The sequence below is a fragment of the Burkholderia sp. MSMB1072 genome (assembly GCF_001524725.1).
GTDB lineage: Bacteria > Pseudomonadota > Gammaproteobacteria > Burkholderiales > Burkholderiaceae > Burkholderia.
Genome location: NZ_LOYC01000047.1, coordinates 220,243 through 232,595, shown reverse-complemented (window position 1 = coordinate 232,595; position 12,353 = coordinate 220,243). Strand labels below are relative to the sequence as shown.

The window sequence follows — 12,353 nt, the reverse complement described above, 5'->3', positions numbered from 1 at the left end:
GCCCTCAGGAAATTTGAACAATAACGCGTGGAAAACCCGAACACCAATCCCGATTGACAGCGGGAGTCATATCAGCCGTTCGGATATTCGCGATTGATCAGATCGAGCCGCAGCATCGCGAGCTGCATGCCGGCATTGCTCATCAGGTAAAGATCGCGCCGCCGCATCGCCGCCTGCTGCGCCGATGCGTCGTAGACGCCCGGCAGCGACAGTCCCGCCGGCACCGCCGCCTGCATCCCCGCCGCGTTCGATACGCGCACGGCAATCGACGCCTGATCGCGATGGGTGACCACGCCGACCTTGCCGAGCGCCGCGGCCGACCCGGCCCGCCTGACGATCGCGGCGGCCACGCCATCGGGCGTCGGTATCGGGCTGCCCGCGACCGCGGCGGGCGTCGCGATCGACGTCACGCCGGCCGTCAGTCCGTATTTCGACGCGAGCACGCTCGCGACTTCCTGCTGCGCGAAAATCGGCGCCGCGACTTTCTGCCGAAGCTGGAACACGGCATCGGCGATCGCCTCGTTCACGGGCCCCGGCACCGGCGCGGCGGCCGATGCCCCGGCGCGATTCCCGAAGGCGAACGCGACGATCGTGTCGATCGCGGCGGCGTCGACGGTCGGCGGCGTCCACGAGAAAAACGTGTCGAGCAGGTAACCGGTTTCGTCGGCGGCGGTCGCGCGATCGTTCAGTTCGTCGGTCAGCTTGCCGAGCATCTGGTGCTGCAGTTCCGCATCGGAAACAGGGGCGTCGCTCGCGAAAGCGGGTGCGGCGGCGGCACACGATGCGGCGAGCAATGAGGTAGAGGCCAGGAAATGGCGGCGGTTCGTCATGGTCACGGGTTCGAATGAAAAACAACGGGGAGCATCAGCCCTTCGGGAAAGCCTGCATCGTCGCGGTCATCGCGTGCGTCAGCATCTGCGCATACATGTCGTGTACGAGATAGAGGCTGCGGTTGCGCGTCCACGGCTGGCCCGACTGCGGGTCGTACGTCGTCGGCAGCGGCACCTCGGCAACCGCCGCCGCCTGCATGCCCGCCTGCTGCGAGGTCTGGATGCAGCGCTTCGCATGATCGCGATGGCCGACCACCGCGACCGTGCCCATCGCCGCCGCACCGCCCGCGCGCGATACGGCCACGGCCGCGACACCCGCGGTGCTCAGGTACACGATCGAACCGTCGCTCGCGATCACCGGCTCGATCGACGACAGCACGTCGGCGCCCAGCCCGTATTTCGATACGAGAAAGCGCGCGATTTCCCACTGCGCGTAGACCTTGACGGGTTTCAACTGGCGGATGCGGTACACGGCGTCCGCGAGCGCTTCGTTCACCGGCCCCGGATCGGGCAGCGCCGACTGGTTGCCGCCGGTGCTCGATGTATTGCCGCTCGCCGCGTTCGGACGATTGCCGAAGCTGTACGCGACGATCGCGCCGATCCGTGCGGCCGGCACCGTCGGCAGCGCCCACGTGAAGCCGACATCGGTGATCGCCGGCACGATCGCATCGACCGTCGCCGCATCGCCGAGCTGGGCGTTCAGTTTCGCCGACATCTGCGCGGCGAGTGCGCTATCGGTCACGGGTGCCGACGTGACGTCGTCGCCGCCGCATGCGCTCAGCAACGGAGCTGCCGCAACGGCGGGTGCGGCAGCAAGAAATTTTCTTCGTGAAGAAACCGACGCATTCAGATTCATAAGAGACAGGAAACGATGCGAACGACGCCGGCAGCAAGTCGCGGCGTTGCAAATCGCGGGTTCAGGGAAATGACCATCGGGCACGTCGCCCGGCTGGAAAACGGGCGACAGGATCGACGCGCGGAGCGGATCGCGGCACCCCGTCGATCGACGATGCTGGATCGTAGTGGGCGTTTATTAAATGGCGGTGAACCTGTCGATCGAAGGCTGACGATCGTCATGCCGTTTCATCGACGGACGCGTGCGTTTCATCCGTGGCGAGCGAACGCAGCCGCCGTTTCACCGGTGGCAAGCACGCGATGCGCGGGCATCGTCGCGCACGGCACGGCCCTCTCCGGATTTCGCGATACGACGGCGCAACGCACGTTCCCACGATCCGATCCGGAGCACACGACGATGGCGTTCGGGCTGAACGAATCGCTTGTTCGGCTCGACGAAGCACGCTGTTCACGACGCCGTTTCGGCATGGCACGCGCGACGTCGGGCGGTACGAGCCGCGCATCGAGGGCGAGCAGAAACCGCATGCGCGCGACGAGGTCGACGTGATCACCGCCGGCACGTCGCGCTTCGTCGTCGACGGACGCGCATGCGGCGTCGTGATCGGCGACGCGCTGTTCGTGCCCGCGCACGCCGAGCATCGCTTCACCGGCTTCTCCGACGATTTCTCGACATGGGTGTTGTTCTACGGCCCCGAAGACGGCGAACGCGGCGCGTGACGCACGACGCGCACGGCACTTTTCCGGCGATCTCCTAGACTGTCTATTCGCAGCGGGCGCCGCATGGCCGCCCCACCGTCAAGCAGCCGGCAGCATCCGGTGCAACGAACAGGAGAACAGCATGCGATACGAACTCTATTACTGGCCCGAGATCCAGGGACGCGGCGAATACGTGCGGCTCGCGCTCGAGGCGGCCGAAGCCGACTATGTCGACGTCGCGCGCGAATCGGGGCGCGGCATGGGCGTGTCGGCGATGATGCGCATGATGGACAGCACGAAAGCGGAATGCGTGCCGTTCGCGCCGCCGTTCCTGAAGGCGGGCGACGTGGTCGTCGGGCAGACCGCGAACATCCTGCTGTTTCTCGGCACGCGGCTCGGGCTCGCGCCCGACGACGAAGCCGGCCGGCTGTGGGTCCACCAGATCCAGCTGACCGCCGCCGATTTCATCACCGAGATCCACGACACGCACCATCCGATCGGCAGCGGCCTGTACTACGAGGACCAGAAAGCGGAAGCGGCCGAGCGCGCGGCCGATTTCCTCGAGAACCGGCTGCCGAAATTCCTCGGCTACTTCGATCGCGTGCTCGAACAGAATCCGCACAAGAACGGCTATATCGCGGGTAACGCGCTCAGCTATGCGGATCTGACGATGTTCCAGTTGATCGAGGGCCTGCGCTATGCGTTTCCGAAAGCGATGAAGCGCGCGGAGCGCAAGATCGCGGCGCTCGTCGCGCTGCACGATCGCGTCGCGCAGCACCCGCCCGTCGCGCGCTACCTGGAATCGGAGCGCCGCATTCCGTTCAACGACATGGGGATCTTCCGGCACTATCCCGAGCTCGACAAGTAACGGCCCCGCGGGCGCGCAGCTCGCCGTCTACGCGGCGACCGGCGTCTCGTGCAGGTGGCGCCATACGATCACGCCGTCCGCTTCGCGCCGGAACAACGCCGTCGAGCGGCGCACCGTGCGCCGCCCTTCCATGTCGGTCTGCGTCTCGCGATAGCCGATCACCGCGCCGTCGGACCACACCGCAAGGGCGCGCAATTCGTCGATGCCGATCACGAGCCCGGGCCGCGCACCGTGCCCGCGTGAAAACAGCGCATCGACGCCCGCGTAATCGAGCACCGTGCCGGACGTCGTGATCATCGAAAATCCCGGCGAAAAGCGCGCCATCAGCATCGCGAGCCGCCCGGGCTCCGCGCGGCCCGACAGCCAGCGTTCGATATCGACGTGCGTGTCGACGACCTCATTGAAAAACGGATTCGGCAGATTCATGGGGTTCTCAGGTTCTTGGGTTCTCGGGTTCTCAGGGGCGGGATGAAACAGCTTGCACGGCCGGCGTGCGATGCGCGGGAAGCCGCACGACGCAGCCGAGCGGCAGCAACGTCAGCAGCACCGCCAGCCCGAAGCACCAGCGGTACGGGGCCGGCGACGGCGGGCCTGCATCGAGCGCCAGCAACGCATTCAGCGCACTGCCGAGCACGGCCACACCGACACAAAAGCTCAATTGGCGGTTGATGTTCCAGAGCGCGCTCGCATCGCCCATCCGATCGGGCGACACATCGGCGAATGCCGCGCTTTGCGACGCGCTCGTGCACAGGCTGGCGCCGAATCCCATCGCGACGAACGCCGCGACGCGCATGGCTTCGACGCGCGCCCACGGCGTCGCGAGCAACGCGATGCCGACACAATCGATCGCGATTCCACACGCGAACAATGGCTTCGCGCCATGGCGCGGAAAACAGCGGCGTGTCGTCGCGATCGCGAAGAACGCCGCGATCGCCCACGGCAGCATCAGCGCGCCGACATGCGCGGCGCTCAATGCGAGGGCGTTCTGCAGATACAGCGACGCGACGAGATTGACGCCGGTAAAGACGCCCGGCACGCAGAGATAAACCACCACGCCGGTCCGCAACCACGGTTGCGCAAGCAGACGCAGGTCGAGCAGCGGGGAGGTCGCACGGCGCGCGTGTCGCACATAACCGATGCCGGCTGCCGCCGCGGCCGCCAGCATCGCGCACGGAAATGCCGTCCCGCCGGGCTGCCCCGCCGCGGTAAGCCCCAGCAGCAGCGCGACCAGCGCCGCCGCGCTCAGGCCGAGCCCGCGCCAGTCGAGCCGCGGAGGCCGCTCGCGTGCGCCGTCGCGCGGCAGCCATGCCAGCGCGAGCGCCCCGGTCGCAGCCGCAATCGGCACCATGGCGAAGAAGATCGCACGCCACGATCCGCGATCGACGATCGCGCCGCCGATCGCGGGCGACAATGCCGGCACGAGCAATGCGACCATCATCACGATCGACGTGAGGCGCGCGTGTGCGTGCGGTGGATACGCGCGATAGGCGATCGTCTGGCCGACCGGAATCAGCAGCCCGCCGCCCAGCCCCTGGACCAGCCGCCACACGAGCAGCGCGTCGATCGACGGCGCCGCACCGACGCCCGCGCAGCCGACCCCGACCAGCAGCAACGATGCGCCGAACACGCGCCGCTCGCCGCAGCGACGCGCCAGCCACGTGCCGAACGGAATCACGACGGTCAGCCCGAGCACGTACATGTTGCCGACCCACGCAAGCTGCGCGACCGATGCGTGCAGCTCGCGCTGCAGCGCCGGATATGCGGCGTTCAGCATGAACATGTTCGCGAGATCGATCGCGAATCCGAGCAGATAGACGGCGGCGATTCTGGAGCGGTCTGGCATGGCGGCGGCCGGGGCATCACGAAACGCCGCAGTGTAGAGGCCGGCGGCCGGGCCGGTAAGCGGCCGGATTCGACCGGTCCGGTCGAAAAATTTTGACAATCGGATCATGTGCGGCCACGCTGCAATGCTCGACGCATCGCACGCGACCGCACATTCGGGTACCCTTCGGGCGATTCCATGCACCGACAGGACCGTGCCCCGACCATGGTGAGCCTCGATCGTTTCGTCGTCTTCCGCGCCGTGGTCGAGGCGGGCTCGTTCACGGCCGCCGCGATCACGCTGAACCAGGCACGCGCGGCCGTCAGCTTCAACATCAAGCAGCTCGAAGCCGAGCTGGGCGTGACGCTGCTCACGCGCACCACGCGGCGCGTCGAGCTGACCGATGCCGGCGAGCGGTTCTACCGGCGCTGCCTGCGCGTGCTCGACGAAGCCGAAGGCGCGATCGACGAGGTGCGCGGCGAACATGGCGGGATGGAGGGCATCCTGCGCGTGACGTCGACGGTCGAATATGCGGCACGCATCCTCGCACCGGCGCTGCATACATTTACCGCGCGGCATCCGGCGTTGCGCGTCCGGCTCGAAACGCATACAACACAGGCGGACCTCGTGCGCGACCGCTTCGACGTCGCGATCCGGCTCGGCCGCCACGAGCACTTTCGCGAGCTGCCGTATCGCGGCGTCTGCCTCGGCACGTACGACGTGCTGCCCGTGATGGCGCCCGACCTGCCGGCACGCGCCGGCGTTCCGCAACCGGCGTCGCCGGACGCTTTGGCGCGCCTGCCGCAGCTCGGCCACAGCCGGCTCGAACGAATCGCGGAATGGACGCTCACCGATCGCGCGGGCAACGAACATGCGTTCCGGCCGCACGCGAAACCGCGCATCGTCGTCGACAACGCGTCGGTGCTGTGCGAACTGGCGCGCCAGGGCAGCGGCGTCGCGCTGCTGCCCGAATGGCTCGTGCGCGACGATCTCGCAAGCGGTGCGCTGGTCGACGCGCTGCCCGCATACCGCTTTCCGCGGCAAAACGTCTACGCGTTGTACGTCGCGGCGCGGCACGTGCCGCAGAAAGTGCGCGCGTGGGTGGATTTCATGAAGGCGCAGTTGCAGCAGACGCGCTGAACGCGCGGGGCGGCGCGACGCGTTTCAACGGCAGCCGGCCATCCGATTCGGCCGGCTCCATCGCCGCGCCGCGCAGCGGGCGATCAGTGCGGCTGCCCATGCTGCGCGGCCGTCGCGTCGACGGCCTCGACCGAGCGCGTGAGCCACGGCCCGATGTCCATCTCCTCGTAGCGCACGAGCCGGCTCTTGCGCGCGCGGCGATACGCCCACCAGATCGCGACGAACAGCGGAATCCACACATAGATCGACACCACCTCCATCCAGTCGATGCGCGCCGCGAAGAACGCCTGGTAATCCTGACCGAGCGAAATCACGATGCAGACCGCGATCGCGAACAGCGGCCCGAACGGAAACCACTTCGCGCGATATGGCAGTTGATCGAGCCGATAGCCCTGCTTCAGGAAGCCCTTGCGAAACCGGTAATGGCAGACCGCTATGCCGAGCCACGCGATGAAACCGGTGATGCCGACCGTATTCAGCAACCACAGATAGATGCGCTGGTTGTTGGTCAACGACGTGAGGAAACACAGCCCGCCGACGGCCATCGTCGCGTACAGCGCGTTGCGCGGCACGCCGCCCGGCGACAGCGTCGCGAACATGGCCGGCGCGCGCCCTTCCGATGCGAGGTTGTACAGCATCCGCGTCGCCGCGTAGGTGCCGGAATTGCCGGCCGACAGCACGGCCGTCAGGATCACCAGATTCATCGCGCCGGCGGCGAGCGGGAACCCCGCGTGGCTGAACACCAGCGTAAACGGGCTCACGCCGATGTCGGTCACGTCGCTCTTCAGCAGGTTCGGATCGGTGTACGGTACGAGCAGGCCGATCACGAAGATCGCGAGCACGTAGAACAGCATGATCCGCCAGAAGATCTGCTTCACCGCGCGCGGAATCGTCGTGCGCGGGTTTTCCGATTCGCCGGCCGTGATGCCGACCAGCTCGGTGCCGAGGAACGAAAAACCCGCGATCAGCGCGACGCTCATCATCGCGTGCACGCCGCCGACGAACGGCGCGTCGCCGGTCGTGAAGTTGCGCCAGCCGACCGGATGGCCGGCGCCGGTATGCCCGCTGCCGGTATGCCCGCTACCGAGCACGCCGGCCGCGATCGACAGCCCGGCCGCGATGAACGCGATCACGGTGACGACCTTGATCAGCGAGAACCAGTATTCCGATTCGCCGAAGCCGCGCACCGACAGCGTATTGAGCAGGAAGATCAGCACGAGGAACCCCGCACCCCACCACACGCCCGGCACCGCCGGAAACCAGTAGCGCATCACGATCTGCGCGGCGACCAGCTCGATCGCGATCGTCACCGCCCAGCTGTACCAGTAAGTCCAGCCGAGCGCGACGCCGAACCCTTCGTCGACGTACTTCTCGCCGTAGATCGCGAACGAGCCCGATACCGGCATCAGCGCGGCCATCTCGCCAAGCCCCGTGACGACGAAGTAGACCATGATCCCGATCGCGAGATACGCGGCGATCGCGCCGCCCGGCCCCGCCTGCGCGACGGACGCGCCCGATGCGACGAACAGCCCCGTGCCGATCGAGCCGCCGATCACGATCATCGCGATGTGGCGGCCCTGCAGACGGCGTTTCAGCGTCGCCCCGGACGGCTCGGCCGTCTCCGCTGCCGCTTGCATAGCATCCATAGTGTTCATCCTGATGGTGACCCGGCCAACCGATTTGATTTGGAATGCAAATTGATCGACTCGGTCATTCGCGTTGAAAACGGCCCTGCCGGGCCGGTCGCCTCACACGACGCTGCGCTTGATCGCCTGCAGTTCGGCCGTCGTCACGATCTTCTCGATCCGGAATCGCGAGCTTTCCAGCCACGCGTTCGCGATTCGCCGGTATTCGTCGAGATCCTCGCACGCGAGCCGCACGAGAAAATCGAACGTGCCGCTGACGAGCCAGCAATCGAGCACGGCCGGATTCGCGCGCATTTCCTCCTCGAACGGCGCCTGCGAACGTCCGTGGTCAGCCAGTACGATCTGCGCGATCACGACGATCGGCTTGGTCGCGCGCGGCGCGTTGATCACCGCGCGGTACCCTTCGATCACGCCGAGCGCCTCGAGCCGCTCCACGCGCGCCTGGCAGGGGCGCGGCGTGAGGTTCACGAGTTCCGACAGCTTGCGGTAGGAAATTCGCCCGTCGGTCCGCAGGATGTCGAGGATCCGGAGATCGATCTTGTCGAGCTGCATCTTCTTGTCGGTCATCCGCGTTGGCTCCGGTCGGGTCCTGGCTCATGCGCGGAACGTCTGCCGTTCCGCGCGGGGCCACATTATCCGGCCGAAGCGGTCGCGCGCCAATCGGCTAGAACCGCAGCGACAGGCAGGTCAGGCCGCCGTCCATCTTGCAGAACTCGCTCGTGTCGATCACGTGCAGCGGCATGCCGAGCGACGCGATCGCGTCATGCACGCGCGGATAACCGGCAGGCGTGATCAGCGTGCCGTTCACGCGCAGCGTGTTGCCGGCATATTCGTCCGCCGCGGAAATCGCGATACGCCGATAGCCGGCGAACGCCGGATGCGCGGCGAGCGCTTCCGTGACGAGCAGCGTGTCGTCGCCGAGCGCGTTGACGACCGATTTCAGGTGCAGGCCGGCGCCGACCGGCACCGCGACGACCGCGTAGCCATGGCGCGACACCAGCGTGTCGAACGCGGCGATGCCTTCCGCGTCGGTGCGGCTCGTCAGGCCGATGAAGAAGCGCTTGCCGACCAGCATCACGTCGCCGCCGTCGAGGCGGCCGGACTGCATCGGCAGCAGGTCGCGATGGGCGGCGAGCGCCGCTTCGATATGAACCGTCTCGCCGCGCCGGGCGGGCGCGCCGGGGCGCGTGATCACCGCGAATTCCGGCGTGACGACGGCGACGTCCTCGACGAAATGCGAATCGGGAAACGCATCCAGCGGCGGCAGTTCGGTCAGCTCGACGCCGAGCCCGCGCAGCGCGTCGCAGTATGCGTCGAACTGCATGAGCGTCTTGTCGTAGTCGGGCGCGCCGAGTGCGGCGGTGGTGAGACCCGCGCCGCAGGACGGCGCGGGACGGCGAACGATCGCTTGCGTGAATTGCATCGACTCCTCCATGGTCTGCACCGCATCCGTGCGGCGCACGGGCGGGCGGCGTGGTGTCCGGACCATTATCGGAAGCCAAATTGTGCAATTCGCGTCGATTTCGGCGGCACCGGCAGCCGATTGCGTCGAATTGCGCGCACCACGCAGCGGATTCGGCAGACGGGCCGCTCGCCGTGTCGGGCACGGCCGTTTCGCCTGCCGCACGCGCGTTACGCGCCGGGCTCGAATCCCATCTGCGCACGGCCGAGCGCCGTCAACTCGCCCTCCCCCGCGCGCCCGTCGAATTCGACCTCGAAATGATCGGCCGGGAAATCGGGCGGACTGTCGCCACGCAGGAACGCGGAGCGCTGGCGTTGCAGGTACGCATCGTTTTTCGCGCAGCCGGGCGCGGCGGCGATGTACATCACGTTGCTGTCGCCGCTGCCGCGATGCGCATCCTCGACCGCATGCACGACATCGCCGTGCCAGAACACCGCGTCGCCCGGCGCCATGTGCGGGATCGGCACCAGCGCGTCGAGCAGCAGCGCATGCCATTCGGGCCGAATCGACAGCGCGCGGCCGGGACGTGCGCCGCACAGGTCGTCGTCGGCGACGTCGTCCTGCAGCGCACGCAGCACGACATAGGCCATCGCGTTCGCGATCGGGATCAGCTGCAGCGTGCCGTCGCCGGGCCCCTGCGGCGTCAGCGCGGTCCAGCCCTGGAACGTGCGGAACATCGAGCACACGGCCGGCGACGGAATCTCCTCGACGTCGGGACGGAACGCCGCATCGAACGGATCGTAATCGCGCCAGCGGCCGGCCAGCACGTGGCGATAGACCTGGCGAAAATTCGCGCCGAGCCAGCGCTCGACGGAGCCGCCGTCGACATGCGGCGACAGCCCGAGCGACGTCGAGCCGGGCGGCCGGCGGCGAATCCGGTCCGCATAGGCGGGCACCTGGTCGGGATCGAAATGCGTACGTGCGCCGTCCGCATGCCGCCACAGGCGATTCAGGAACACTCGCGCCTGCGTGAGTGCCGGCGACTGGCGCGCGGCGATCTGCGGCTTCGACCAATAAACGCCGTAGATCTGCGGCTTGCCCGACGCGAGGTTGCCGAAATAGCGGTCTTCCGCGCGCGCGTGCAACCGGTCGGCGAAACGGTTCGCGTCCAGATACGCGCCGATTTCATCGTTCCAGTCGCGCGCCTGCCGGGCATCGAACACGCCGCGGATCACGACCGCGCCATGCGTGCGAATCGCGGCAATCGCCTGCGGATCCACCTTTCCGTCCGCGATATCCGCGAACGGCACGGCCGGAATCACGTCGCGGCCATGTGCGTGCGCGCGGCGGATCGCGTCGACCTGCCGTGCGATATCGCCCTCCAGCTCGCGGAACGTGGCCGCATAACCGGGCAAATCGGCGCGCAGCGCCCGTTTGGCCGCGCGGATCGCGGCCGGCAGATCGTCAATCGTCAGTTGCATCGTCGTCTCCTCGCTGAAGCGTGTCGTGATGTGCTGTCAGCGTACGGTCGGCGCAGGGTCGCCATCACCACTATCCGGCCAATGATCGATACAATCCTGACAATCGTGCGTCACTCGCGACGATGGCAGACCACGCAGAGCTTGTTGCCGTCCGGGTCGCGGAAATAGGCGCCGTAGTAGTCGCGGTGATAGTGCGGCCGCAGGCCCGGCGGCCCTTCGCAGACACCGCCCTGTCGCAGCGCGAGCGCGTGACAGCGATCGACGTGGGCACGGGTCGGCGCATCGAACGCGATCGTGTGGCCATTGCCCGGTTCGGGCGGCCGGCCATCGAGCGGCTTGCCGAAGAAGAACAGCGGCCGCTCGGCGTCGGCGGGCATCCAGCCCGACCAGCCGTCCGGTTCGCGGAATTTCAGGCGCAGGCCGAGTTCAGCGAACAGCGGCGCGTAGAAGTCGTAGGCGCGCGCCGTATCGCCGACGCCCACGCAAACATGTGAAAACATGGCATCGCTCCGTGGTGACGATCGCTCACGATCATGCCACGATGCGCTGCCTGCCCCTGCCGGAGGCCGCGATGAAACCGCAATACGAACACGTGACGTTCGCGCCCGGCTGTTCGATCCGCGTCTATCACCGTCAGCTCGCGCGCATTCCGTTCGAGTGGCATCGCCACCCCGAATACGAGCTGACGCTGACGCTCAACAGCCGCGGCCGGCGCTTCATCGGCGATCATGTCGCGCGCTACGCGGACGACGATCTCGTGCTCGTGCCGCCCAACCTGCCGCATACGTGGTCGTCGAACGCGCGCATCGATCGCGACGCGCCCGAGGTCGCGCTCGTCGTCTGGTTCGACGGCGACTGGGTGCGGCGGCTGGCCGACTGCTGCGCCGAATACGCGCCGCTGCGCTCGCTGCTGCGGCGCGCGGCGCCGGGCCTGCGCTTCGACGTGGAGACGGCCCGCGCGATGCGCGCGCGCCTGCCGCTGTTGCTCGATCCGTCGCCGCGCGCGAGGCTCGCGGCCACGCTCGACACGCTTGCCGATCTCGCGGAAGCCGGCGGCGAACCGCTCGCCACCGCGCACGCGTACGGCCAGCGCGACGGTGCGCCATCGCCGGCCGATCCGGCCGCGCCCGAAGCCGAACGCCTCGATCGCGTGCTCGACGCGATCGACCGGCATTTCCACGAACCGCTGCGCATCGACGCACTCGCCGCTGTCGCGCACCTGTCCGAACGCACGCTGCAACGGCTGTTCGTCCGGCACCTCGGCGAAAGTGTCGGCCGCTACGTGCAACGGCTGCGGCTCGCGCATGCCTGTCGCCATCTCGTCGGCACCGACTGGCCGATCGCGACGGTGGCCACGCGCTGCGGCATTCCGAACGCCGCGAACTTCAATCGCCAGTTCCTCGCCGCGCGCGGCACGACGCCCGGCGCGTACCGGCAGTTCTTCAAGCAGCACGGCCACGCACCCGACGACGATGCGCCCGCACTCGACACACGGCCGCCGTCGCTGGAGCGCCGCGCCGGATCGGGCCAACGTCGGCCGCGCAAATGAAAACACCCCGACGGGCTGACCCGTCGGGGTGTCGTGGCGTTGCGATTGCCCGACGCGAGCGGCC

At 67.8% G+C, this 12,353-nt stretch carries 14 protein-coding genes; 5 read left to right on the top strand and 9 right to left on the bottom strand.

Annotated elements, in window-relative coordinates; genetic code table 11:
* Positions 1–71: 71 nt before the first annotated feature.
* Positions 72–830 (bottom strand): hypothetical protein, encoded by a 759-nt coding sequence (locus WS89_RS24120; RefSeq protein WP_059793952.1) that lies wholly within the window; start codon positions 828–830, stop codon positions 72–74.
* Positions 831–864: 34 nt separating this feature from the next.
* Positions 865–1,686, bottom strand: a complete 822-nt coding sequence (locus WS89_RS24115; RefSeq protein WP_059793950.1) for a hypothetical protein — start codon at positions 1,684–1,686, stop codon at positions 865–867.
* Between the two features lie 69 nt (positions 1,687–1,755).
* Between WS89_RS24115 and WS89_RS34725 the strand changes: the two genes are divergently transcribed.
* From WS89_RS34725 to WS89_RS24105, 3 genes are all read left to right on the top strand, one after another.
* Positions 1,756–2,232, top strand: a complete 477-nt coding sequence (locus WS89_RS34725; protein ID WP_257128219.1) for a hypothetical protein — start codon at positions 1,756–1,758, stop codon at positions 2,230–2,232.
* Positions 2,229–2,402 carry a hypothetical protein gene (locus WS89_RS34720; protein ID WP_257128218.1) on the top strand — a complete coding sequence of 58 codons (174 nt, stop codon included), beginning with the start codon at positions 2,229–2,231 and terminating at the stop codon, positions 2,400–2,402. The genes WS89_RS34725 and WS89_RS34720 overlap by 4 nt, the downstream gene beginning before the upstream one ends.
* Positions 2,403–2,523: 121 nt before the next feature.
* Positions 2,524–3,249 carry a glutathione S-transferase gene (locus WS89_RS24105; RefSeq protein WP_059501154.1) on the top strand — a complete coding sequence of 242 codons (726 nt, stop codon included), beginning with the start codon at positions 2,524–2,526 and terminating at the stop codon, positions 3,247–3,249.
* A gap of 27 nt (positions 3,250–3,276) precedes the next feature.
* On the opposite strand, the gene WS89_RS24100 is transcribed toward WS89_RS24105, so the two are convergent.
* Complete coding sequence (locus WS89_RS24100; protein ID WP_059783990.1) at positions 3,277–3,675, bottom strand: hypothetical protein; 399 nt, start codon at positions 3,673–3,675, stop codon at positions 3,277–3,279.
* Between the two features lie 31 nt (positions 3,676–3,706).
* Positions 3,707–5,092: an MFS transporter gene (locus WS89_RS24095; RefSeq protein ID WP_059793947.1), complete on the bottom strand. Its 1,386-nt coding sequence runs from the start codon at positions 5,090–5,092 to the stop codon at positions 3,707–3,709.
* Between the two features lie 204 nt (positions 5,093–5,296).
* On the opposite strand from WS89_RS24095, the gene WS89_RS24090 reads away from it, so the two are divergent.
* Positions 5,297–6,211 carry a LysR family transcriptional regulator gene (locus tag WS89_RS24090; RefSeq protein ID WP_059793945.1) on the top strand — a complete coding sequence of 305 codons (915 nt, stop codon included), beginning with the start codon at positions 5,297–5,299 and terminating at the stop codon, positions 6,209–6,211.
* 83 nt (positions 6,212–6,294) lie between these two features.
* Here the strand turns inward: WS89_RS24090 and WS89_RS24085 are convergent, their stop codons facing one another.
* The 5 genes from WS89_RS24085 to WS89_RS24065 all read right to left on the bottom strand — a co-directional run bounded on the left by WS89_RS24085 (position 6,295) and on the right by WS89_RS24065 (position 11,240).
* Positions 6,295–7,857: an amino acid permease gene (locus WS89_RS24085; RefSeq protein ID WP_059793944.1), complete on the bottom strand. Its 1,563-nt coding sequence runs from the start codon at positions 7,855–7,857 to the stop codon at positions 6,295–6,297.
* A gap of 102 nt (positions 7,858–7,959) precedes the next feature.
* Positions 7,960–8,424: an Lrp/AsnC family transcriptional regulator gene (locus WS89_RS24080; RefSeq protein ID WP_059793942.1), complete on the bottom strand. Its 465-nt coding sequence runs from the start codon at positions 8,422–8,424 to the stop codon at positions 7,960–7,962.
* Positions 8,425–8,521: 97 nt separating this feature from the next.
* Positions 8,522–9,280, bottom strand: a complete 759-nt coding sequence (locus WS89_RS24075) for a dimethylarginine dimethylaminohydrolase family protein (protein WP_059793976.1) — start codon at positions 9,278–9,280, stop codon at positions 8,522–8,524.
* 209 nt (positions 9,281–9,489) lie between these two features.
* The gene (locus WS89_RS24070; protein ID WP_059793940.1) at positions 9,490–10,740 is read right to left on the bottom strand and encodes a DUF1479 domain-containing protein; all 1,251 of its coding nucleotides are present in this window, start codon (positions 10,738–10,740) and stop codon (positions 9,490–9,492) included.
* 110 nt (positions 10,741–10,850) lie between these two features.
* Positions 10,851–11,240 carry a VOC family protein gene (locus WS89_RS24065; protein ID WP_059501161.1) on the bottom strand — a complete coding sequence of 130 codons (390 nt, stop codon included), beginning with the start codon at positions 11,238–11,240 and terminating at the stop codon, positions 10,851–10,853.
* Between the two features lie 71 nt (positions 11,241–11,311).
* Between WS89_RS24065 and WS89_RS24060 the strand changes: the two genes are divergently transcribed.
* Positions 11,312–12,289 (top strand): helix-turn-helix domain-containing protein, encoded by a 978-nt coding sequence (locus tag WS89_RS24060; protein WP_059793974.1) that lies wholly within the window; start codon positions 11,312–11,314, stop codon positions 12,287–12,289.
* Positions 12,290–12,353: the final 64 nt, after the last annotated feature.

Bases quoted from the DNA above. Each gene is read 5' to 3' on its own strand.
- WS89_RS24120 (WP_059793952.1), bottom strand. From the start codon at position 830: ATGACGAACCGCCGCCATTTCCTGGCCTCTACCTCATTGCTCGCCGCA.
- WS89_RS24115 (WP_059793950.1), bottom strand. From the start codon at position 1,686: ATGAATCTGAATGCGTCGGTTTCTTCACGAAGAAAATTTCTTGCTGCC.
- WS89_RS34725 (WP_257128219.1), top strand. From the start codon at position 1,756: ATGACCATCGGGCACGTCGCCCGGCTGGAAAACGGGCGACAGGATCGA.
- WS89_RS24105 (WP_059501154.1), top strand. From the start codon at position 2,524: ATGCGATACGAACTCTATTACTGGCCCGAGATCCAGGGACGCGGCGAA.
- WS89_RS24100 (WP_059783990.1), bottom strand. From the start codon at position 3,675: ATGAATCTGCCGAATCCGTTTTTCAATGAGGTCGTCGACACGCACGTC.
- WS89_RS24095 (WP_059793947.1), bottom strand. From the start codon at position 5,092: ATGCCAGACCGCTCCAGAATCGCCGCCGTCTATCTGCTCGGATTCGCG.
- WS89_RS24090 (WP_059793945.1), top strand. From the start codon at position 5,297: ATGGTGAGCCTCGATCGTTTCGTCGTCTTCCGCGCCGTGGTCGAGGCG.
- WS89_RS24085 (WP_059793944.1), bottom strand. From the start codon at position 7,857: ATGGATGCTATGCAAGCGGCAGCGGAGACGGCCGAGCCGTCCGGGGCG.
- WS89_RS24080 (WP_059793942.1), bottom strand. From the start codon at position 8,424: ATGACCGACAAGAAGATGCAGCTCGACAAGATCGATCTCCGGATCCTC.
- WS89_RS24075 (WP_059793976.1), bottom strand. From the start codon at position 9,280: ATGCAATTCACGCAAGCGATCGTTCGCCGTCCCGCGCCGTCCTGCGGC.
- WS89_RS24070 (WP_059793940.1), bottom strand. From the start codon at position 10,740: ATGCAACTGACGATTGACGATCTGCCGGCCGCGATCCGCGCGGCCAAA.
- WS89_RS24065 (WP_059501161.1), bottom strand. From the start codon at position 11,240: ATGTTTTCACATGTTTGCGTGGGCGTCGGCGATACGGCGCGCGCCTAC.
- WS89_RS24060 (WP_059793974.1), top strand. From the start codon at position 11,312: ATGAAACCGCAATACGAACACGTGACGTTCGCGCCCGGCTGTTCGATC.